This is a genomic window from Janibacter hoylei PVAS-1, assembly GCF_004025845.1.
Lineage (GTDB): Bacteria > Actinomycetota > Actinomycetes > Actinomycetales > Dermatophilaceae > Janibacter > Janibacter hoylei.
In genome coordinates, this window is sequence record NZ_PIPF01000016.1 from 1 (window position 1) to 20,879 (window position 20,879).

Genomic DNA, 20,879 nt, shown 5'->3' on the forward strand with positions numbered 1-20,879 from the left:
CTATAGGAGCATCAACGCGCCGGTCTACGGCCACGGGCCGTCGATGGAGGACTTCACCCGGCAGACGCCGCTCACCGTCGGCACGCCCGAGATGGTCATCGAGCGCACCCTCTCCTTCGCCGACCACGTCGGTGACTACCAGCGCCAGCTCTTCCTCATGGACCACGCCGGCCTGCCGCTCCAGATGGCCCTCGAGCAGGTCGAGATCCTCGGCCGCGAGGTCGTGCCGGTGCTGCGAAGGGAGTTCGAGGCACGCCGCCCCGAGGGCGTGCCGAGCGAGCCGCCGACCCACGCCTCGCTGGTGGCCGAGGGCCCCGACAGCCCGCACCGTAAGGTCGTCACCAGCCCGGTCGCCATCGCCGAGCAGGAGGCTGCGGCGCAGCGCGAGGAGGTCACCACCCGATGAGCCGGTCCGTCGTCGTCATCACCGCTGGGCTCTCGTCGCCCTCGAGCACCCGGCTGCTCGCCGACCAGCTCGCCGACGCCACGCGCGCTGCCGTGGGCGGGCGCGGCGAGTCGGTCGACGTCGAGTTCGTCGAGCTGCGCGAGCTGGCCGTCGAGATGGCCCAGACGATGGTCTCGGGCAACCGGCCGACGCCCGGCCTGGAGAGCGTCCAGGCCAAGGTCGTCGCCGCCGACGGCCTGATCGCCGTCACGCCCGTCTTCACCGCGAGCTACTCGGGCCTCTTCAAGACCTTCGTCGACCTGCTCGACAAGGACGTGCTCATCGGCAAGCCGGTGCTCATCGCGGCCACCGCCGGCACGCCCCGGCACAGCCTCGTGCTCGAGCACGCGATGCGCCCGCTCTTCGCCTACCTGCGCGCGGTCGTCGTGCCGACCGCGGTCTTCGCCGCGACCGAGGACTTCGGTGGCGACGCCGACCTCGAGCGCCGCGTGCACCGCGCGGCGGGCGAGCTCGCCGCCCTGGTCGTCGCCGAGCGCACCGGTGTCGCCGGCTTCGCGCCCACGGGTGACGAGGCGAGCGGCCCGTTGGGTCCGGTGACCGACTTCATCCAGCTGCTGCGCGGGCACGACGGGAGCTGACCCCCCTTCGCCCGGCTGGCGGCGGCGCTCAGCCTCGCAGCCGCCGCCGAAGGGAGCCCGGCAGGCCGGCGACGGCCGCCACCCCGAGCGCCGTCTTGGGCTCGTAGCCGACCCGCCACAGCCCGCCGTGTGCCGCCGCCTCGCTGAAGAGCTCCTCCGGGTGGGCGCGCTGCGGGCTCTCGCGGACGAGATCGCGCACAAGCAGGGCCGCCATGAGCGGACGCACCGTCTCGGGGGCAAAGACCTCTACCCCGAAGCGGTGCGCGCCGCCGTAGGCCGCGCCGAGCACGGGGTTCTTCGTCACCGAGCGCGTCCACGTCGCCGGCGCGACGTTGAAGGAGACCGTCTGACCGGCGCCCTCCGCGGCGACGCCCCGCCACCGCTGCAGTCGCTTGGCGATCGTGTAGTTGGGTCCCTGCTGCGGGACGATGACATCGGCGATGCCGGGGCCCCCTTCGCCGACACCCGCGTAGGCCGGGGCGAAGAGCCGCCCGCGCCCGAGCGCCCGTACCGGGGCCTGCACCCCGCGCAGCCCCACGCCGCGCGCCGCCCAACGGCGCCGTGACTCCGCGACGACCTCCGGGGGCACGACGAAGGCATCGGTCGGGGTGGCCAGCCAGGCGAGCGCGGTCTGCGGGTCGTCGTCCGTCAGCGCACCCATGAGCAGGTCGACGGCTGCCGTGACCCGCACGTGCACCCCGGAGTCGGCGTAGGCGTGCATGCCGACCGCGAGCGGCTGCTCGCCCCGCACCCGACGCAGCCACTCGAGGACCTGCCCCGGCTGGTGGACGACGTCGGCACCGGAGTCGCCCGCGACGTCGACGGGGAAGGTCAGGGTGCCGGCGCTGCGCGTGGCCAGCCCCTTCTTGTGCCGCCAGGCGCGGCTGCGCGGCAGGTCGATCGCCAGGACGTCGGCTCCCCACGACAGCAGCGTCTCGAGCGGCCCCATCTCCGCGCCGGCGCCGATGAGCAGGGCGCGGTGGCCCGGCAGCGCGAGCCACTCGGGGTGGTCGATGACCTCGGCGACGGCCGCGGCGAAGCTCGGCTCGACGACCCCCGCGTCGACCCAGGCGGCCAGCTGCCCGCGCAGCTCGTCACCGGCGAGCTCGCGGCCACCGACCGGCACCCGCAGCTCGGCCACGGGGTCCGCGGTGCCCCGCACGCTCTCCGAGCCGAAGGGGGCGGCCCCCGGGGGCAGCGTCACGGTCGCCTCGTCGAGCGGAGACTCGTCGCCGGCTGCGTCGACGAGCACCATCCGGCGTCGCATCGAGGCGAGCCCGTCGTCAGCGATCTGCCGGGCGGCATCGGCGCTGGCCGCACTCGCCGCGGTCACGTCGCGGACGAGGTCGACATAGCCCTTGCGCCAGTCGCGCACGCCCTCGATGCGGTCGGCGAGCGCGGGGTCGACCCCGCGCACGGAGTCCGCGAGGACCCCCTTCGTCGTGGCGGTCGTCGACCGCACGCCCTCGCCGTCAGCCGGGAAGTGGACGCCGGCGGAGATCTCGTCGCTCATGACCCCATCCTGTGACGGCGGTCACGTGCGGATCAAATCCCTCAGACGTCGTCCCAGGGCGAGGTCTGCCACGAGGAGCAGGTCCGGGAGCAGACGCGGTACTTGACCCGGGCGGGCCGGCTCAGCCGCCGGGCACCAGCTGCCGCACGACGCTCGCCGCATCGGTCTCGGCGGTCAGGCGGTCGACACCCACGCCAGCGTAGAGCGGCGTGTAGTCGGTGTCGCCCCGCTCCCGACCGGCGGCGTGCTCCCCCTTCGCCGCGTCGGTCATGGCGTCCTCCTGGCCGGCCCACTGCCGGACGAAGGGGGTGGCCACCGCCCGCCCGCCGAACTCCCGCGGCCACGCGATGCCCTGGGCGACGTCGTGCACCCGCGAGTAGCGGGTGCTGTCCGCCGCGACGAGCGCTGCCCGCGCCTGCGGCGAGTTGTCGGCCTCGACACAGGTGAGGAAGGGGGTGCCGCACCACGCGCCGGCTGCCCCGGCCGACATGACCCGGGCGAGGTCCTCGGCCGTCGCGATGCCACCGGCTGCGACGACCGGGCGGTCGGTCGCGGCGAGCGCTGCGGCGAGGATCTCGTCGGTGCCCATCTCGTCACGGCCGTGGCCGCCCCCTTCGCCACCGCGAGCGACGATGACATCGGCCCGCGCGCGGATCGCCTCGTCGAGATCGGTCGCGTTGCCGACCTGGCAGGCGACGAGCAGGCCCCACTCGTGCAGCCGGCGCACCGGCTCCCGCAGCGGCCCGAAGGAGACCGAGACGAGCTTGGGCCGGGAGAGCCCGGCGAGCGCCGTCACCGCGTCGATCTGCTCGTCGAGCTCCGGCACCCAGGCCATGAGCCCGATGCCGAAGGGGGCCCCGCCCGCCCCCGCGATCGCCGCCTGCTCCGCGATCCACCCCGGTGACGCGCTGCCGCGCGCGCCGATCATGCCGAGGGCGCCGGCCGCGGAGACGGCGTGCGCGAGACGGCCGCCGGCGACGCCGGCCATCGGGGCGCTGATGATCGGGTGGGTGGTGCCGAGCAGGTCGGTGATCGCGATCATGTCCCTCATCATGCTCCGTGCGCTCCTAGACTCCGGCCATGACCCGACGTACCGCCGCTCTTGCCGCCGCCGCCCTGCTCGCCCTCACCGGGTGCGGCTCCGACTCCACCGACGGCGAGGGCGCCACCTCGTCGGGCGCGGAGACCACGGCCATCAGCGGGGAGACGGAGTGCCCGCCCGAGGACGGGGCGAAGGTGCGGGCCACGAGCTTCGAGCAGGCGCCGCCGATGTGCATCGACGAGGCCAAGACCTACACCGCGACGATGACGACTGATGCCGGTGACGTGACGATCGAGCTCGACGCGAAGCAGGCGCCCGAGACCGTCAACAACTTCGTCGTCCTCGCCCGCTACAAGTACTACGACGGCCTGACCTTCCACCGCGTCATCCAGGATTTCATGGCCCAGGGCGGCGACCCCTCGGGCAATGGCAGCGGCGGACCGGGCTACGAGTTCGACGACGAGCTGCCCCAGTCGGGCGACTACGAGGTCGGGTCCGTCGCGATGGCCAATGCCGGGCCGGACACCAACGGCTCGCAGTTCTTCATCATCACCGGCGACGCGGGCGTGCAGCTGCCGCCGAGCTACAGCCTCTTCGGCAAGGTCACCGAGGGCATGGATGCCGTCGAGGCGATCGAGGCCGATGGCTCGGTCGGCGACGGCACCCCGGCCAAGGTCCACCGCATCGAGAGCGTGACGATCAGCGAGAAGTAGGCCGAGGGCTCGAGGGGCGGGAGCGGTGGTGGACGACGTCCTCGTCGAGCGCGTGCTGCGCGCCGTCGAGCTCGTGCCGCGAGGGCGCGTCGTCTCCTACGGCGACCTCGCCGCGCTCGTCGGCACCGGCCCGCGGCAGGTCGGCGCGATCATGCGGGTCTACGGCAGCAACGTCACGTGGTGGCGGGTGACCAATGCCACCGGCGACCTGCCCTCGCACCTGCGCCAGGCGGCCTTCGTCGAGTGGGCGGTCGAGGGCATCGAGGTCAAGCCCAATGCGCTCGGCTGCCGCATCCGCGACCACCGGGCCGACCTCACCGAGCTCGCCGCCGCGTGGGAGGCGGCGGTCGCCGCTCTGGCGTGAGTGGCCGGGCCACCCGGCCACCTAGCCCCGCTGGTGACGCATCTGCTCCAGCGCGAGGGCGGCGGCGGCACCGACGACGAGCGCGGCGGCCGGCATGAGCAGTGACTCGGCGAAGGCGGAGGACAGCGCCTCGGCGACCTGCGGGGGCAGGGCTGCGGGACCGGCGGCGGCGCTCCCTTCGCCCGAGCCGAAGCGCTCGGCCGCTTGCGGGCCGAGGTGGGCGGCGATGCGCGCGGACATCAGGGCGGCGATGGCCGCGGACCCGATGACCGAGCCGACCTGGCGGGTCGTGTTGTAGATGCCCGAGCCGGCGCCGGCGAGGTGGATCGGCAGGTTGCGGTTGGCCGTCGTCGCGAGCGGGCCCCAGATGCAGGCGCCGGTCACGCCGATGAAGGTCATCGCGACGCACACGGCGACGATCGAGGAGTCGGGGGTCATCAGGCGCGAGAGCACGAAGAGGGTCACGGCGAAGCCCCCCAGCCCCAGCGCCGGCAGCACCCGCGGGTGGATCCGGTCGACGAGCTGGCCGACCGGCCGGGCGAGGGCGATCGAGGCGATCGCCTGGGGCGCCATGAGCAGGGCGGCCTCCGTGGGGGTGTAGCCGCGCACGCTCTGCAGCCACACGAGGAGGGGAAACATCATGGCCGTCACCGACAGGCCCATCGTCGTGATCGCCAGGTTGGACAACGAGAAGTTGCGGTCGCGGAAGAGCCCGAGCGGCACGAGCGGCTCGGCCGGCCCCCGCGCCTGCCACCCGACGAAGCCGACGAGGACGAGGACCCCGAGGCCGATGAGCGCGGGCACCGTGATCGGGCCGGCGAGCTGCCCCCAGTCGTTGCTCTCGCCCTCCTGCAGGCCGAAGATCACGAGGAAGAGGCCGACGGCCGACAGGCCGACGCCCACCCAGTCCATCTGGTGGGCGTGCCGCTGCAGCTGGGGCACGAGACGGGCCGCCGCGACGAAGCCGAGGATCCCCACCGGCACGTTGATGAAGAAGATCCACTCCCAGCCCCACGAGTCGAGGAGCAGGCCCCCGAGCAGCGGACCGACGAGGAAGGCGACGCCGGCGGTCGCGCCCCACAGCGCCATGGCCGAGCCGCGTCGGGCCGGCGGGAAGGTGCGGGTGATGACGGCCATCGTCTGCGGGGTCATCATCGACGCTCCGAGCCCCTGGACGACGCGGGCGCCGATGAGCCACCCGATGGTCGGCGCGAGACCGCAGGCGAGCGAGGCGAGGGTGAAGATCGCCAGGCCGGTGAGGTAGAGCCGCTTGGGTCCGTAGCGGTCGCCGAAGCGCCCCGTGATGAGCAGCGGCACCGCGTAGGCGAGCAGGTAGGCGCTCGTCACCCACAGCACCGGCTCGATGCCCGCGTCGAAGCTCTCCATGAGCGCCGGCGTCGCGATGGAGACGATCGAGACGTCGACGAGGATCATGAAGAAGCCGACGACGAGCGCCCACAGCGCTGGCCACGGGTTGTCGGGGAACTCGTCGTCGCGGAGCACGGGCGCCTGGCCCGCCTGGGTCGTCATGGGTGCGACGCTACGCCTCGGGTCGGCCAGTCCCAGCATCCTTCGTCGGGAGGCGAGCGTGGGCGCACCGGCCTAGGCTGCGCAGGCGTCACCGCCGACGAAGGGGGCGCCCGTGCACGACGTCCTCGACGACCTCGAGTCCGCCTGGCACGCCGGCCGCACCGTGGGCCTCGCGACGCTCACCGTCACGTGGCACTCCGCCCCGCGCCAGCCGGGGGCCACGATGCTCGTGGACGAGGACCGTGCCGTCGGCTCGGTGTCGGGTGGCTGCGTCGAGGGGGCCGTCTACGAGCTGGCCCGCGAGGTCGTCACCGACGGGGCCCCCACACTCACCCGCTACGGCGTGAGCGACGGTGACGTCCTCGAGGTGGGCCTGACGTGCGGCGGCACCCTCGAGCTCTTCGTCCAGCCGGTGTCGGCCACGACCTTCCCCGACCTGCCCGAAGTCGTCGCGGACATCCGCTCGGGTCGCCCGGTGGCGGTCGCCACCGTCATCGAGCACCCGGACCGCGGCCTCGTCGGGCAGCGGCTCGTCGTGCGGCCGGACGGTGACTCCCCTTCCCCGGCCCCTGAGGAGATGCTCAGCCCCCGACAGGTCGCGGCCCTCGCCGACGACGCTCGGGGGCTGCTCGCCCAGGGCCTGTCCGAGGTCCTCACCTACGGGCCCGACGGGGAGCGCCGCGGCGAGGGGATGCGCGTCTTCGTCGAGGCCTTCGCGCCGCCGCCGCGGCTCATCGTCTTCGGCGCCATCGACTTCGCCTCGGCGATGGCCGACCAGGGCCGGCTCCTCGGCTACCGGGTCACGGTGTGCGACGCCCGACCGACCTTCGCCACCGCGGCGCGGCTGCCCGGGGCTCACGAGGTCGTCGTGCGCTGGCCGCACGAGTACCTGCGCGAGGAGGCCCAGGCCGGTCGCATCGACGCGCGCACGGTCCTCACCGTCCTCACCCATGACCCGAAGTTCGACATCCCCCTCCTCGAGGTCGCCCTGCGGCTGGAGCAGGTCGCCTATGTCGGCGCGATGGGCTCGCGCCGCACGCACGACCAGCGCGTGGCGCAGCTGCGCGAGGTCGGCGTCTCCGACGACGAGATCGCCCGGCTCAGCTCGCTGCGCTGGGGCGGCGCGGGGTCACGGCTGTCGGAACGTGCCGGGCCGATCCACCACGCTCACGGCTGAGGTCGGTCGACGTCCCGGCCGGTCGCGAGGTCGCTGCACTCGACCCGCTCCGCGCCGTGACGTCGCAGGTAGTCGCCGGCACCGCTGTCGCCCGCGAGCTCGGCCACGAGTGGACCCCAGTGGTCCCGCCCGATGAGCACCGGGTGCCCCGGCGCCCCGGCGTACACCGCCCGGCGCAGGGAGCCACGCCCCACCTCTCCCCCGAGCAGCCGCTGCGCCACGACAGCCGTGACGTCGGGCAGGTCGACGAGGTGGACCAGGGCGGCATCGGCCTCATCCTCGCCGAGGACCTCCAGGCCATGACGAAGGGAGTGACCCACCCCCTTCGCCCAGTCCGGGCAGTGCGTCCAGGTGGTGCGCGGCAGGTCCAGCTCGGCCTGCTCGCCGCTCGCGCCGAGCACGACGACCGTGGCGCCACAACCCCCTTCGTCCAGGACGGACACGGCGCGGGCCAGCCACGAGGTGCCGTCGGAGTCGGTGACGAGGGCCTTGGGCCGGCCCATCCGCCGACCGGCTCCGGCCGCGAGGACGAGTCCGTGGACGAGGGTCATGCGCTCGACTGTAGGGACGCGGGCGGGGGGTGCGCATCTCCCTAGGCAAATGCGGGTGGTGGCCCGCATTTCCCTAGGCAAATGCGGGCAGGGCTGCGCATTTGCCTAGGGAAATACGCAGTCCTTGCCCAGCGACTGAACGCAGGTTCAGCCTGCTGAACGTGAGTTCAGTCGACGATCGCACCGGGCGGGCGCGGGTGCGCGATGCCGCGCTCGCGCTCATCGCGGAGCGGGCCTCGCCCGCTGGGCTGACCAGGCGATGCGCTTCTATGCGGCCATCTTGTCCACACCCGATACAGCCGCAGACGACGGCATCGGGACCCACCCCCCTTGCGCCATCCCGCTCGGCGGATACGACGAGGTGGCCGCCTCTTGGGAGCCGCACCGCCTGGCTCACCCCACACCTGGTCGTCTCACCGGCGGCACCCTGCTCTCGGCAACGTCCCGGCCGAGCGGGTCGACGTCACGGGCTCACTCGTCGCGGCGCTCGGCGGCCTCGCCCTCACGGTCCTCGGCGTCATCGGCTTCGTCCGCCGGGACGTCCCGCACCGCTGAGCTCCCCGAGCCGGGCACGGAGGGGCCCCCTGCGGCCCTCCGTGCCCGCTCGGCGTCCTGGTGGCGTCGCCGCGAGATCTCGGCCCGGGCCAGGAGCAGACCGGCGATGACGGGGAAGACGTACTTCAGGTGGTCGAGGATCCAGACGAGCCACCCGGGCGCGGTCCAGTCCGGCCACGGGATCGCGGGCAGGTCGAGCGAGGGCCACGGGATCGACGGCAGGTCCCAGTCGGGCCACGGGATGGACGGCAGGTCCCAGTCGGGCCACGGGATCGACACGACGAGGCGGGCCGCGAGCGCGGCAAGCAGGATCGGTATGACGACCTTGCCCACCCCGGCCAGGACGTGCCGCGCGGCGTAGAGGCGCGGCTTGGCGCGCATCCGGTCCTCACGCACCGCCGCCGGGGACCCGGGCTCCGGCACGAGGTCGAGCCCCCCGACCCCGAGCTGCGCCTTGGCCTCGGCGGTCGAGCGGTCGCCGTCGAACCACGTCGCGCGCACCGGCTTGCTCAGAGTGGTGAAGCGGGCGCGCACGGCCCCGACCTCGTCGGCGAGCTCGTGCTCCTCGTCGGCCACGAGGTAGAGGTTGTCGGCCGCGGCGGACGTCGCCGTGGCCAGCTCCTCGTCGTCGACCCACCAGGTCGCGGTGTTGCTCCACCCGTCGCCGACGGAGGTCTCGACCCGGTGCCGGCGACCGTCGATGACCATCTCGTAGACCTGCGTGCCTCCCATGCCGCCAAGGCTACGAAGGCCCCCGGGGCGCGACATCGGTCGCAGGTCTGGTCCCGCGTCATCCTTTGGTAGGGCTGCGGCCGACGTCGGTGCGCCTCCCCCGCCCACGCGCCCGGCCGCCGTAGTTTGCGAGGAACCGACTGCCGAGGTGTCCTTCCGTGAAGATCAACAACGACCCGGTCTACGTGCGACGACGTCGTGTCGCCCTCGCCGTGCTCGTCATCGTCGTCATCGTCGTCGCGCTCTGCCTCGGCCGCCTCTTCGGCGGTGACAGCGCCGAGGCCGCCAAGGTCACCGCGAGCCCCACCGCGGCCCCGTCACCCTCGAGCGCACCGGCGAAGGTCGAGCAGCCCGCCCCCGAGGAGTCACCGGCGGCGAAGGGAGCGCTCGGCGCCCCCGCGGACACGACGATGACGAGGGTCCAGCGGATCACCGGCGAGCTGACCCCCAAGTCGGTCGTCGCCTCGCCCACGGGACAGGTCTTCGCGCAAAACATGATGTACACGCACACGGTGAGCGTCTTCGGCGCCGACGGGGCGCTGCACAAGACGATCTCCGACGAGGTCGACCTCGCCGCCTTCGGCGAGGAGGGCCACTCCGGCTCGAGCCGGGGCGCGCCCGTCGAGATGGCCTTCAGCCCCGACGGCAAGACCGCCTGGGTGAGCAACTACTCGATGTACGGCGAGGGCTTCGCGCCGGAGGGCAAGGACGCCTGCACCGGCCCCGAGGGCATCTCCGACAGCTACGTCTACAAGATCGACACCGCGACGCTCGAGATCACCGACGTCGTCCGCGTCGGTGCGGTGCCCAAGTACGTCGCCGCCACCCACGACGGCTCGCGGGTGCTCGTCACCAACTGGTGCTCGATGGACATGGACGTCATCGACACCAAGACCGCCGAGGTCACCCGCACGATCAAGCTCCCCGGCAAGCACCCGCGCGGCATCGCCGTCAGCCCGGACGACAAGGTCGCCTTCGTCGCGATCATGGGCTCCGACGAGACCGTCCGGGTCGACCTGGCGTCGGGTGAGGTGACCGACTTCGCGTCGACGGGCGACGGCCCGCGGCACCTGCTCGTCTCCCCCGACGGCAAGCACCTCTACGTCTCCAACAACGGCTCCGGCACGGTGAGCGAGGTCGACACCACGACCGGCAAGACCGTCCGCGAGGTGCAGGTCGGCTCGCAGCCGCGGTCGATGGCCATGAGCCCCGACGGCGGCGCCCTGTACGTCGGCAACTACGGCAGCAGCACGGTGAGCAAGATCCGCACCGAGGACTTCACGGTCGTCCAGACCGAGTCGACCGACGGCCTGCCGATCGGCATCACCTACGAGCCGACGAAGAAGCGCATCTGGGTCGCCAGCTACGGTGGCTCCATCGTCGTCTTCGACGACTCCCGCACCGCGTGAGGCTCGGCCTCGTCCTCAACCCCTCGAAGGGGGGCTGGGAGCGGGTCCTCGACGCCGTCACCGCGCACGCCCGGCAGTCCCGCTGGCCGGAGCCGGCCGTGCACCTCACCTCCCGCGAGGAGACCGGGCGGAGCCAGGCGGCTGCCGCGATCGCCGCCGGCGCGGAGCTGGTCGTCGTGGCCGGCGGGGACGGCACGGTGCGCGAGGTGGCCCACGGACTGGCCCGCACGGGCGTCGAGCTGGGCATCGTGCCCGCCGGCACGGCCAACCTGCTCGCGCACAACCTCGGGCTACCCCGCACCGTCCCTGCGGCCGTGCAGGTCGCGGTGGCCGGTCGGCCGCGCCCGGTGGACCTGGGTCTGGCCCGCGTCGACGACTCGGGGGACCTCCCCTTCGTCGTGCTCGCGGGGATGGGCCACGACGCGGCGACGGTCGCGGCGACCAACCCGACGCTCAAGGACCGGATCGGCTGGCCGGCGTACGTCGCACCGGCGACGGTGAGCGCGCTGCGCCGGCCGGTGCCGGTGACGGTGCGTCACGACGGCGGCGACCCGGAGCACCTGCGGGTGTGGAGCGTGCTCGCGGCCAACTGCACCCGGGTCCGCGCCGGGGTGCACATCGCGCCGGGCGGGCTGGTCGACGACGGGCTCTTCGACGTGCTCGAGGTGACCGTGCGCCGCCCCGGCCAGTGGTTGGGTGTCGCGGCGAAGGGGGTCTTCCGGCTCCCCGGTGACGTCCCGGGGCTGGCGACCCGCGCCTCGCGGGAGGTCGAGGTGGTCAGCGAGGCGCCGCTGCACGTCCAGCTCGACGGCGACGTGCTCGGCCCGGCACGCCGCCTGACGGTGCGCTGCGAGGAGCACGCGCTGCTCGTGCGGACCTGACCGCGCCGCCGCCGTCGGTCGCGCGCCCGGTACCGTCGGGCCATGACCTTCACGACCCTCATCACCGGTGCCAGCTCCGGCCTCGGCGCCGAGATGGCCCGCCAGTTCGCCGCGCTCGGCCACGACCTCGCCCTGACCGCGCGCCGCACCGACCGGCTCGACGAGCTCAAGGCGCAGATCCTCGCCGACCACCCCGGCCGCCGGGTGGAGACCTATGCCCTCGACGTCACCGACGACGACGCCGTCACCGCCGTCTTCGACCAGGCGAAGGGGGACTTCGGTCGCCTCGACCGGGTGATCGTCAACGCCGGCCTCGGCAAGGGTGCGCCCTATGGCAAGGGCAGCCACTACGCCAACCGGCAGACCATCGAGACCAATGTGCTCGGCGCCGCGATCCAGACCGAGGCCGCGATGGCGATCTTCCGCGAGCACAAGGCAGGGCACCTCGTGCTCATCGCCTCGGTCACCGCGCTGCGCGGCATGCCGAAGTCGATGACGACCTATGGCGCCTCCAAGGCCTTCCTCGCCTCCCTCGGCGAGGGCATCCGCAGCGAGCTCATGGGCAAGCCCGAGCTCGACATCGACGTGACCGTCCTCTACCCGGGCTACATCCGCTCCGAGATGAACGAGAAGGTCGAGCAGAAGACGAAGTTCATGGTCGACACCGAGACCGGCGTGCGCGCGATGGTCGTCGCCATCGAGGGCCGCAAGCCCAAGGCGCTCGTCCCGCCGAAGCCCTGGGTCGTCGTCGGCTCCGCGATGAAGGTGCTGCCGCTCTCCGTCGTTCGCAAGATGCTCTGACCCCCGGTCCCTGAGGACGCGAGCCAGCGCCGTCTCGAAGGGCCCCCGCCGAGGACGGTCCCTGAGCTGCGCGCCGACGAGACCCTCGCGGGCACGATCGAGACCTTCGACCGTCGCTGACACAGGGCGGCCGGCGACCCCCTTCGCCCAGCCGTGGTCGCCGAAGGAGCCGGCGACGGCATGATGGCCGGGTGCGCATCACCGGCTTGACCATCAGCAGCCCCGAGCCCGCCGCCACGCAGGACGCGTGGCGGCGGCTCGGCCCCGTCGACCGCGAGGTCGAGGTGGTCGAGGGGACCGGCGGCCTGACGGCCGTCACCCTCGGCGTCGACGACGTCGCGGCAACCGAGCGGCTGCTCCAGCGGCGCGGCCTCGTCGGTGACGCCAGCGGCTTCGACCTCGGCGGGCTGACCTGGCGACTCGCTCCCTTCGTCGAGGGCGAAGAGAGCACCGACCTCGTCCTCGACCACGTCGTCGTGCGCACCGGCGACGCCGAGCGTGCCGCCGCCGACCTCGGCGCACGCGTCGGTCTCGACCTCCGGCTGGACCGGCGCCTGACCGAGCACGGCTTCCGCGGGCTCTTCTTCCGGTGCGGCGACGCGGTCGTCGAGGTGGCCGCGCCGATCGAGCCGACGGGCGAACCCGACTCCTTCGGCGGCCTGGCCTGGCGGTCCGCCGACATCGAGGCCACCCGCGAGCGCCTCGTCGCCGGCGGCGTCGAGGTCTCCGAGGTGCGCACCGGCCGCAAGCCCGGCACCCGCGTGGCGACCGTCCGCGACCGCGCCCTGGGCACCCCGACCCTGCTCATCGAGCAGAGCTGAGCTTCCAGGAGGAGCGCACCGCCGGCATCGTCGCCGACCGGGAGTGCGCATTTCCCTAGGCAAATGCGGGGCGCCACTGCGGGTTTCCCCAGACAAGTGCAGCGACGACCGCGCCACGCGAGCGCGTTGGCGTCCACTCGGCCCGGCGAGCGGTCGCCCCTTCCAGGTGCCCGAGATGAACTGAGATGGCCGACCATCCCCTGTCGAGCCGATCGCCGACCGGCTTCCTCAGGAGCCGTGCACGACTTCATTTGGATGCTTGCGGCACGCAGGTATATAGTTGATGTATGCACACAACCAACCCCACCGTCGCAGTTCAGCTGCAGGAGACGCTGGGTCAGGTCTTCGGGCTCTTCTCGAAGATGATCGCCCGCCGTCAGGCGCTCGACCCCCAGGCCATGAGCCGCACCGACTACGCCCTCCTCGGCACGCTGGCGCACTGCCCCACCGAGGCCGGGATCCGCATCTCCAAGCTCGCCGAGTCCCTCGGCCACGACCTGTCGACGATCAGCCGACGGGTGAGCCACCTCGAGACGCACGGGCTCCTCGAGCGCCTGCCCGACCCCAGTGACGGGCGCGCCTCCACGGTGCGCCTGAGCGGGGACGGCCTCCAGACGCTCCTCGACGAGCGCAGCGCCCGCACCGGCCTCCTCGGCCGGGTGCTCGCCGACTGGCCGGAGGAGGACCTCGTCGACCTCGACCGTCTCCTCACCCGGCTCGCCGCAGATCTTGCCGCCGACGCGCAGTCGGCGACGCACCCCCCTTCGCCCCTCCAGACCTCCGGAAGGACCGCCTCGTGAGCACCACCACGGCATCCGCCCCCTACACGATGAGCACGGAGAACAAGCGCGTCTTCGCCGGCCTCATGCTCGGCATGCTCGTCGCCTCTGTCAGCCAGACCATCGTCGGCCCCGCCCTGCCCCGGATCGTCTCCGAGCTCGGCGGCATGGACCACTACAGCTGGGTCGCCACCGCGGCCATGCTCGTCTCCGCCGTCACCGTGCCGATCGTCGGCAAGTTCTCCGACCTCTACGGCCGCCGCGCCTTCTACCTCGGCGGCATCGTCGTCTTCATGATCGGCTCGATCATCGCCGGCTTTTCGCAGAGCTTCTGGATGCTCGTCGCCGGCCGCGCCGTGCAGGGCCTCGGCATGGGCACGCTCATGCCGCTGTCGCAGACGATCATCGGCGACATCATCCCGCCGCGACAGCGCGGCAAGTACCAGGGCCTCATGGGCGCGGTCTTCGGCGTCACCTCGGTCGCCGGCCCGCTCCTCGGCGGCGTCATCACCGACCACCTCGGCTGGCGCTGGCTCTTCTTCGTGTCGCTGCCCATCGGCCTGATCGCGCTCTTCTTCATCGCGCGCTTCCTCCACGTGCCGCACACCCCGCGCAAGGCCCCCATCGACTACCTCGGCATCACGACCCTCTCGACCGGTCTCGTCGCCCTGCTGCTCGCCGTCTCCTTCGGCGGCTCCAGCTGGGCCTGGGGGTCCGGTGAGTCCATCGGCCTCTTCGCCCTGAGCGTCGTCGCCCTCACCGCCTTCGTCGTCATCGAGCGCAAGGCTGTCGAGCCGGTGCTGCCGCTGCGCCTCTTTGCCAACCGCACGATCAGCCTGAGCCTGGTGTCCGCCTTCGGCGTCGCGATCGTCATGTTCGGCGCGATCATCTACATCCCGGTCTTCGCCCAGGGCGTCATCGGGGTCAACGCGACGAACTCCGGCCTGATCCTCATGCCGCTCATGCTCGGCTTCATCATCTGCGGCATCCTCACCGGGATGCTCATCACCCGCACGGGCAGGTACCTGCCCTTCATGCTCACGGGCATCGCGATCATGGCGGTCGGCGTCTTCCTGCTCACCCGCCTCGACCACACCGCCACGAGCCTGCAGCTCACCGAGGCGATGGTCGTCCTCGGCGTCGGCCTCGGCATGGCGATGCAGCAGTACACCCTCGTCGTGCAAAACGTGGTCTCCCGCGCCGACATGGGCGTCGCCACCGCGTCCACCCAGTTCTTCCGCAACGTCGGCTCGACCGTCGGCATCGCGATCTTCGGTGCGGTCATGTCCAGCGGTCTGCAGGAAAAGATCGCCTCGCACCTGCCCGGCGGCATGCCCGCGCAGGCCGGCGGTCACATGGACGCCGGGGCGGTGCTCGACCCGAGCGCCCTGGCCAAGCTGCCCCCGGCTGTCGCCGACGCCGTCCGCTGGGGCCTGGCCGACAAGCTGACCGACGCCTTCGCGCTCGGCCTGCCGATCCTCGCCGTCGTCTTCGTCGCGACGCTCTTCATCCCCAACACCCCGCTGCGCGAGTCCAACGACGACCACCCGGTCGAGGACGCCGGCCAGCAGGTGCTCGACGCCTACGCGTCGGAGTCCGGTGAGGGCGACCACCGCACCGCGGGCGAAGGGGGCGACTCCGTCAGCGGGTCGGCCGCATCGGACCTGACCGGAGCGCGCCGGGGCTGAGACCCCCTTCGACCGACAGCGGCCCCACCTCGCGACCCGCGGGGTGGGGCCGCTGCTACGTGATCGGGAGGCTCCGCCCGCTGACGAAGCGCCGCTCGCGCCCGTCGACCGGGTCGACGATCTCGAGGGTGCTCGCGACCAGCTGCAGCGGCGTCGAGAAGTCGTCGACCGAGACGTCGAGCACCTCGGGGTAGAGCGGGTCGCCGACGATCGGGATGCCGAGTCCGTGCAGGTGCAGCCGCAGCTGGTGGGTCCGCCCGGTGTGCGGCGTCAGCCGGTAGACGGCGAGGTCGCCCAGCCGCGCCTCGACCTCGATGTCGGTCACCGCGTTGACCGGGGCGTCTGGGACGACCTGCGCCTGCCACACCCCGCGCGTCTTGGCGATGTGGTTGCGCACCGTGCACGGGAAGGTCAGCTCGTCGCGCCGGGGCGCGAGCGCGAGGTAGGTCTTGCGCACCTGCCGGTGCTCGAAGAGCGACTGGTACGGCCCGCGCCACCGCCGCTCGGTGGCGAGCAGGAGCACGCCGGAGGTGACCCGGTCGAGGCGGTGCAGCGGCGAGAGCTCGGGCAGGCCCAGCTCGTCACGCAGTCGCACGGTGACGCTCTGCCGCACGTGCCGACCGCGGGGGATCGTCGAGAGGAAGGGCGGCTTGTCGACGACGACGAGCCGCTCGTCACGGTGGAGGACCGCGATATCGCCGGGCACCTCGGGCTCCTCGCGCAGGTCACGGTGGAACCACACGAAGGTGTGCGGCCGGTAGGCGTCGTCGGCCAGCAGCACCGAACCGTCGCCGTAGACGAAGCGCTCGTCGGCGAGCATCCCGTCGACGTCGACCCCCTCCGGCGAGGTGTCGCGCAGCCAGTGGCCCATCGTCGACCACGGGCGCGGCCGGCCGTGGTCGTGGTCGGGGGTGCGCACCCAGGCCGCGCCGAGACCGTGGCGCGGCGGCAGGGGCGAGCGAGGGGGCACGAGCCCGAGACTAGGCGACCTCCCGGAATGTTTGATTTTCAACTACTGTTGTCACGGACGATCACCAACCGAAGGAACACCCGATGCCCGCTGTGACCGTCGACGACATCCTCGCCCTCCCCCGCGTCACCCAGCCGACCCCCGACGCGGTCTCCCGCCCGGTGCTGTCGGTGAGCACGGCGCCCAAGGGCTTCGAGGGCGAGGGCTTCCCCGTCCGCCGCGCCTTCGCCGGTGTCGACATGGCGCGCCTGGACCCCTTCATCCACATGGACCAGATGGGTGAGGTCGAGTACGCCCCCGGTGAGGCGCGCGGCACCAGCTGGCACCCGCACCGCGGATTCGAGACGGTCACCTACATCATCGACGGCACCTTCGCCCACGAGGACACCCATGGTGGCGGCGGCCTGATCACCGACGGCGACACCCAGTGGATGACCGCTGGCTCCGGCCTGCTGCACATCGAGGCCCCGCCGGAGGAGCTCGTCGTGGGCGGCGGTGTCTTCCACGGCCTCCAGCTGTGGGTCAACCTCCCGAGCCACCAGAAGATGTCCGACCCGCGCTACCAGGACATCCGCTCCGGCCAGGTCGGCCTGCTCTCCAGCCACGACGGCGGCGCACTGCTGCGCGTCATCGCCGGAGAGCTCGACGGCCACGAGGGCCCGGGCATCACGACGACACCGATCTCGATGATCCACACGACGATCGCGCCCGGTGCGCGGATGCACATCCCATGGCGCGAGGACTTCAACGGCCTGGCCTACGTGCTCTCCGGCCGCGGCACCGTCGGCCCCGACCGGCGCCCGATCCGCGAGGGCCAGCTCGCCGTCTTCGGCTCCGGCGTCGCCCTCGAGATCACCGCGGAGGACACCCAGGACGCCCGCAGCGCCTCGCTCGAGGTCATCCTGCTCGGCGGCCGCCCGATCCGCGAGCCCATCGCCGCCTACGGCCCCTTCGTCATGAACACCCGCGAGGAGCTCGTCACCGCCTTCGAGGACTTCCAGGCCGGCCGCCTCGGCGTCATACCCAAGACGCCCAAGGTGCGCCCCGCCCTCGAGGTTGCCGAGGAGCTGGCGCATGGCAACCACCCCGGTCACGACGTCCTCTGAGGGGGGCCCTCCCCCTTCGCCCCCCCGTGGGGAACCTTCGCCTTCTGGGTGCTCGTGCTCCCACCGACGCTGCTGGCCGTGGCCATCGTCTGGGGTTGCGTGCGTCTGATCCGCGGGTCGCGTCACTCCTGACCTCAGGCGAAGGGGTCCTGCCCCCGCTTGATCGCCGCCTGAGCCCGGCCGGCCCGGCCCGTCGCCGCCCACCGCTTGCGCGCGGCCGCGCGGGCGGCGGGGTCGGTGCGCCGGGCGATCCACTCGGCCTCGCGCTGGAGCTTGCCCCAGTTGTGCCAGCGCCGCTCGTCGAGCTCACCCGAGGCGAGCGCGGCCTGCACGGCGCACCCGGGCTCGGTGCCGTGGCCGCAGTCGGCGAACCGGCAGGACGCGACGAGCAGCTCGACGTCGGGGAAGGTGAGGGCCACCCCTTCGCCGTCGTCGTGCAGCCCGATCGAGCGCAGACCGGGGGTGTCGACGAGCACCCCGCCACCGCCGAGCGGGACGAGCTCGCGGGCGGTCGTCGTGTGCCGGCCCTTGCCGTCCTGCCGGGTGTCGGAGACGGCCTGGAGCTCTTGCCCCGCAAGGGCGTTGACGAGCGTCGACTTGCCGGCGCCGGACTGCCCGACGAGCGCGGTCGTCCCACCGGAGAGCACCGCGGCGAGGACGTCGATGCCCTCGCCGGTCTCTGCGGAGACGACGTGGACGTCGACCCCGGGGGCGGCCGCCTCGACCTCGGCGCGGGTGGCATCGGGGTCGAAGGCGAGGTCGGACTTCGTCAGCACGACGAGCGGCTGCGACCCGGACTCCCAGGCGACGACGAGGTAGCGCTCGATCGTCGACAGGTTGACCCGCGTCTCGAAGGGGACCGCGACCAGCACGTGGTCGAGGTTGGCCGCCATGACCTGGGCGTCGGACCGCTCACCGGCGGCCGTGCGGACGATCGCGGTGCGCCGCGGCAGGACCACTCGGACGACGTCACCATCGGGGCGACGCTCCAGCCCGACCCAGTCGCCGGTCGTCGGCTGGTCCTCGAGATCGCTGCCCGCAGGCAGCCGGACGAGCGCCGGCACTGCCCCGTGCGCGGTGTGGACGGTGACCCGGCCGCGGTCGACCCGGCCGACGCGACCCGCCTCCAGGGCGAAGGGAGCCGACCGCGCCACGTCGTCGAAGGCCGCGGCGCTCGCCTCGTCCCAGCCGAGGGCGGTGAGGGTGGTGGTATCCGTCATCCGGACCACGGTGGCAGCGCACCACCGTGGTCCGCCAACGAATTCCGGGTCAGGCGCGCTTGCGGCGGGTCAGCCAGAGGACGAGACCGATGCCCATGAGGACGACGGCGATGCAGCCGAGCCCGGCGCCGACGCCCATGCCGATGAAGCCGCCCGTCGAGAGGCTGTCGCCGACACGGAAGGGGCTCGCGCAGTTGATCGTGTAGTCGCCCGCCTGGTCCGCCTCGATGGCGAAGACCCGGTGGTACTGCTCCTCGCCCCAGCTGGTGGTCTGCGTGCTGCCGCTCGCATCGCTCACCGAGCCGGACGGGCCGGTGACGGAGCAGCTCGCGGACTCGTCGCTCGACCACACGGCCCGCGTGTCGCCCTCCTGGAGGGTGACGGTGTGGCTGCCGGTGTACTCGGGGCTGTCGGCGAGGTCCTGCCCCGACCCGACGGTCATGAACCCGCCGACGCAGCACAGCGCGACCGCGATGATCGCGAGGACCGCCCCGACGATGAGGAGCCAGGGCTTGCCGCCCTTCGCCGGCGGGGTGGACGGGTATTGCGGCGCGACGTACGACATGCCGCAAACCCTACGGCAGCGGGCCCTTTGACAATTCAACTTCGTGCGGCCATCCTTCTCCCAGGACCGGGGGGAAGCCGGTCCTGGGTTCGGGCCGGGCCCTGCTGTGCCTTCCCACCCCCATCCCTTCGCCCTGACCGGAGCCTGCCGTGATCCGCCGCCTCGCCACCCTGGCTGCTGCTGCCCTCGTCGTCGCCGCCCCTGCTGCCGCTGCCGCTGCCCCCGCGGCCGTCGCCGCCCCTGCTGCCGCGACCGTCGCCACCGCCACCACCGCCAAGCCGCCGAAGGGGGCCAGCTCGGTGCGGGTCCTCAAGGTCACCGACGGCGACACCATCCGGATCAGCTACAAGGGCAAGTCCACGCCCGTGCGGCTCATCGGTCTCAACGCGCCGGAGATGAGCCCCCGCCAGTGCTACGCGACCCAGGCCACGGCCCGGATGAAGCAGCTGACGGCCTCGGGCAGGGTCTACATCAAGGTCGACTCGACCCAGGGCAACACCGACCGCTACGGCCGCCTGCTGCGCCACGTCTACACCCCGGGCGGCCAGTCGGTCGCGCTCAAGCTCATCGACGGCGGCTACGCCAAGGAGTACACGTACAACCGCCCCTACGCCGGTCGCACCTCCCACCTGCGGGCCCAGTCGAAGGCCAAGTCCGCCAAGCGTGGCCTGTGGCGCTCCTGCACCGTCGCCCCGAAGCCCAAGCCCGTCGTGACCAAGCCCAAGCCGGTCACCTCCGGCTGCAAGATCAAGGGCAACATCAGCAGCAGCGGCGAGAAGATCTACCACGTGCCCGGCGGCCGCTCCTACAACGCGACCGTCATCACGACGAGCAAGGGCGAGCGCTGGTTCTGCTCCGAGAGCGACGCCCGGCGCGCCGGCTGGCGCAAGGCGCGCGCCTGACCGATCGCCTCGGCTGACCCGTCGCGGGTCTCAGCCGACGCGGCGGCGCGAGGGGCCGCCGAGAGCGGCCCACACGGTCGTCTGCTTCTCGTCACGCTGCACGCCCCACTCGTGGGCGATGCTGCGCACGATGCGCAGACCGCGACCGGAGGTCGCCCACACCTGACGCGGCGCCGGGGCCGGCTCGGTCTCGGCGCCGCCGTCGCTCACCTCGATCTCGACGGCGTCACCGCGCGCCTTCCAGTGGATCCGGACGGTGCGGTCGGCCAGCGGCGAGGCGTGGCGCAGCGAGTTGGTGACGAGCTCGGTGACGACGAGCTCGGCCTCGCTGGTGATCTCGTCGGAGACCCCCCGAGCGACGAGGTCGAGCGCGACCGCCTCGCGCACCCGGGTGACCGACTGCAGCTCCCACCGGGCGCGGATCGTGCGGGCCTGGCCCTTGCCGATCTCGCCCCCGAAGGAGTCGACGGTCGGTGCGGCGTCGGTGCCGTCGTGTGCCTGGCCCATGGGTGAGGC

21 protein-coding genes and 1 pseudogene are annotated in these 20,879 nt (G+C 72.8%); 13 read left to right on the top strand and 9 right to left on the bottom strand.

What is annotated here, in order from left to right:
- Together CWN80_RS14795 and CWN80_RS14800 are read left to right on the top strand one after the other, a co-directional pair.
- A pseudogene (locus CWN80_RS14795) lies at positions 1–406 on the top strand (5,10-methylene tetrahydromethanopterin reductase); the annotation flags it as partial.
- Entirely contained in the window at positions 403–1,044 is a 642-nt protein-coding gene (locus tag CWN80_RS14800) for an FMN reductase (RefSeq protein WP_007929590.1), read from the top strand. The pseudogene CWN80_RS14795 and the gene CWN80_RS14800, both read left to right, overlap by 4 nt.
- 28 nt (positions 1,045–1,072) lie before the next feature.
- On the opposite strand, the gene CWN80_RS14805 is transcribed toward CWN80_RS14800, so the two are convergent.
- Both CWN80_RS14805 and CWN80_RS14810 read right to left on the bottom strand, forming a co-directional pair.
- Positions 1,073–2,557 carry a hypothetical protein gene (locus CWN80_RS14805; RefSeq protein WP_128277490.1) on the bottom strand — a complete coding sequence of 495 codons (1,485 nt, stop codon included), beginning with the start codon at positions 2,555–2,557 and terminating at the stop codon, positions 1,073–1,075.
- 121 nt (positions 2,558–2,678) lie between these two features.
- Positions 2,679–3,599 (bottom strand): NAD(P)H-dependent flavin oxidoreductase, encoded by a 921-nt coding sequence (locus CWN80_RS14810; protein ID WP_007928578.1) that lies wholly within the window; start codon positions 3,597–3,599, stop codon positions 2,679–2,681.
- Between the two features lie 38 nt (positions 3,600–3,637).
- Here CWN80_RS14810 and CWN80_RS14815 point away from each other — a divergent pair, with 38 nt between their 5' ends.
- Positions 3,638–4,312, top strand: a complete 675-nt coding sequence (locus CWN80_RS14815) for a peptidylprolyl isomerase (RefSeq protein WP_007928577.1) — start codon at positions 3,638–3,640, stop codon at positions 4,310–4,312.
- A 28-nt stretch (positions 4,313–4,340) separates the two neighbouring features.
- Entirely contained in the window at positions 4,341–4,676 is a 336-nt protein-coding gene (locus CWN80_RS14820; protein WP_007928576.1) for an MGMT family protein, read from the top strand.
- 21 nt (positions 4,677–4,697) lie between these two features.
- On the opposite strand, the gene CWN80_RS14825 is transcribed toward CWN80_RS14820, so the two are convergent.
- Positions 4,698–6,206 carry a DHA2 family efflux MFS transporter permease subunit gene (locus CWN80_RS14825; RefSeq protein WP_007928575.1) on the bottom strand — a complete coding sequence of 503 codons (1,509 nt, stop codon included), beginning with the start codon at positions 6,204–6,206 and terminating at the stop codon, positions 4,698–4,700.
- A 112-nt stretch (positions 6,207–6,318) separates the two neighbouring features.
- Between CWN80_RS14825 and CWN80_RS14830 the strand changes: the two genes are divergently transcribed.
- Entirely contained in the window at positions 6,319–7,383 is a 1,065-nt protein-coding gene (locus CWN80_RS14830; protein WP_007928574.1) for an XdhC family protein, read from the top strand.
- Here the strand turns inward: CWN80_RS14830 and CWN80_RS14835 are convergent.
- Both CWN80_RS14835 and CWN80_RS14840 read right to left on the bottom strand, forming a co-directional pair.
- Entirely contained in the window at positions 7,374–7,934 is a 561-nt protein-coding gene (locus tag CWN80_RS14835; RefSeq protein WP_007928573.1) for a nucleotidyltransferase family protein, read from the bottom strand. The genes CWN80_RS14830 and CWN80_RS14835 overlap by 10 nt on opposite strands.
- Before the next feature lie 471 nt (positions 7,935–8,405).
- A complete protein-coding gene (locus CWN80_RS14840) occupies positions 8,406–9,221 on the bottom strand; it encodes a hypothetical protein (RefSeq protein WP_007928572.1) in 816 nt (271 codons plus the stop codon).
- A 158-nt stretch (positions 9,222–9,379) separates the two neighbouring features.
- On the opposite strand from CWN80_RS14840, the gene CWN80_RS14845 reads away from it, so the two are divergent.
- The 6 genes from CWN80_RS14845 to CWN80_RS14870 all read left to right on the top strand — a co-directional run bounded on the left by CWN80_RS14845 (position 9,380) and on the right by CWN80_RS14870 (position 15,600).
- Positions 9,380–10,630 (top strand): YncE family protein, encoded by a 1,251-nt coding sequence (locus CWN80_RS14845; protein ID WP_128277491.1) that lies wholly within the window; start codon positions 9,380–9,382, stop codon positions 10,628–10,630.
- Complete coding sequence (locus CWN80_RS15585; RefSeq protein WP_007928569.1) at positions 10,627–11,511, top strand: diacylglycerol/lipid kinase family protein; 885 nt, start codon at positions 10,627–10,629, stop codon at positions 11,509–11,511. The genes CWN80_RS14845 and CWN80_RS15585 overlap by 4 nt, the downstream gene beginning before the upstream one ends.
- A 42-nt stretch (positions 11,512–11,553) precedes the next feature.
- A complete protein-coding gene (locus CWN80_RS14855; RefSeq protein WP_007928568.1) occupies positions 11,554–12,312 on the top strand; it encodes an SDR family oxidoreductase in 759 nt (252 codons plus the stop codon).
- Positions 12,313–12,503: 191 nt separating this feature from the next.
- Positions 12,504–13,133: a VOC family protein gene (locus CWN80_RS14860; RefSeq protein WP_007928567.1), complete on the top strand. Its 630-nt coding sequence runs from the start codon at positions 12,504–12,506 to the stop codon at positions 13,131–13,133.
- A 287-nt stretch (positions 13,134–13,420) separates the two neighbouring features.
- Positions 13,421–13,933: a MarR family winged helix-turn-helix transcriptional regulator gene (locus tag CWN80_RS14865; RefSeq protein WP_128277492.1), complete on the top strand. Its 513-nt coding sequence runs from the start codon at positions 13,421–13,423 to the stop codon at positions 13,931–13,933.
- Positions 13,930–15,600: an MDR family MFS transporter gene (locus CWN80_RS14870; RefSeq protein WP_337590153.1), complete on the top strand. Its 1,671-nt coding sequence runs from the start codon at positions 13,930–13,932 to the stop codon at positions 15,598–15,600. The genes CWN80_RS14865 and CWN80_RS14870 overlap by 4 nt, the downstream gene beginning before the upstream one ends.
- 55 nt (positions 15,601–15,655) lie before the next feature.
- On the opposite strand, the gene CWN80_RS14875 is transcribed toward CWN80_RS14870, so the two are convergent.
- A complete protein-coding gene (locus tag CWN80_RS14875; protein WP_007928565.1) occupies positions 15,656–16,570 on the bottom strand; it encodes a pseudouridine synthase in 915 nt (304 codons plus the stop codon).
- An 83-nt stretch (positions 16,571–16,653) separates the two neighbouring features.
- Here CWN80_RS14875 and CWN80_RS14880 point away from each other — a divergent pair, with 83 nt between their 5' ends.
- Positions 16,654–17,676: a pirin family protein gene (locus CWN80_RS14880; protein ID WP_083853764.1), complete on the top strand. Its 1,023-nt coding sequence runs from the start codon at positions 16,654–16,656 to the stop codon at positions 17,674–17,676.
- Between the two features lie 134 nt (positions 17,677–17,810).
- On the opposite strand, the gene rsgA is transcribed toward CWN80_RS14880, so the two are convergent.
- Both rsgA and CWN80_RS14890 read right to left on the bottom strand, forming a co-directional pair.
- Positions 17,811–18,896, bottom strand: coding sequence for a ribosome small subunit-dependent GTPase A (rsgA, locus tag CWN80_RS14885; protein ID WP_007928562.1), 1,086 nt, complete (start codon positions 18,894–18,896; stop codon positions 17,811–17,813).
- Positions 18,897–18,945: 49 nt separating this feature from the next.
- A complete protein-coding gene (locus CWN80_RS14890; RefSeq protein ID WP_007928561.1) occupies positions 18,946–19,461 on the bottom strand; it encodes a hypothetical protein in 516 nt (171 codons plus the stop codon).
- Between the two features lie 149 nt (positions 19,462–19,610).
- Between CWN80_RS14890 and CWN80_RS14900 the strand changes: the two genes are divergently transcribed.
- Positions 19,611–20,363 carry a thermonuclease family protein gene (locus CWN80_RS14900; RefSeq protein WP_007928560.1) on the top strand — a complete coding sequence of 251 codons (753 nt, stop codon included), beginning with the start codon at positions 19,611–19,613 and terminating at the stop codon, positions 20,361–20,363.
- Between the two features lie 30 nt (positions 20,364–20,393).
- Here CWN80_RS14900 and CWN80_RS14905 read toward each other — a convergent pair whose 3' ends face one another.
- Positions 20,394–20,870 carry an ATP-binding protein gene (locus CWN80_RS14905; RefSeq protein ID WP_007928559.1) on the bottom strand — a complete coding sequence of 159 codons (477 nt, stop codon included), beginning with the start codon at positions 20,868–20,870 and terminating at the stop codon, positions 20,394–20,396.
- Between the last annotated feature and the right edge of the window lie 9 nt (positions 20,871–20,879).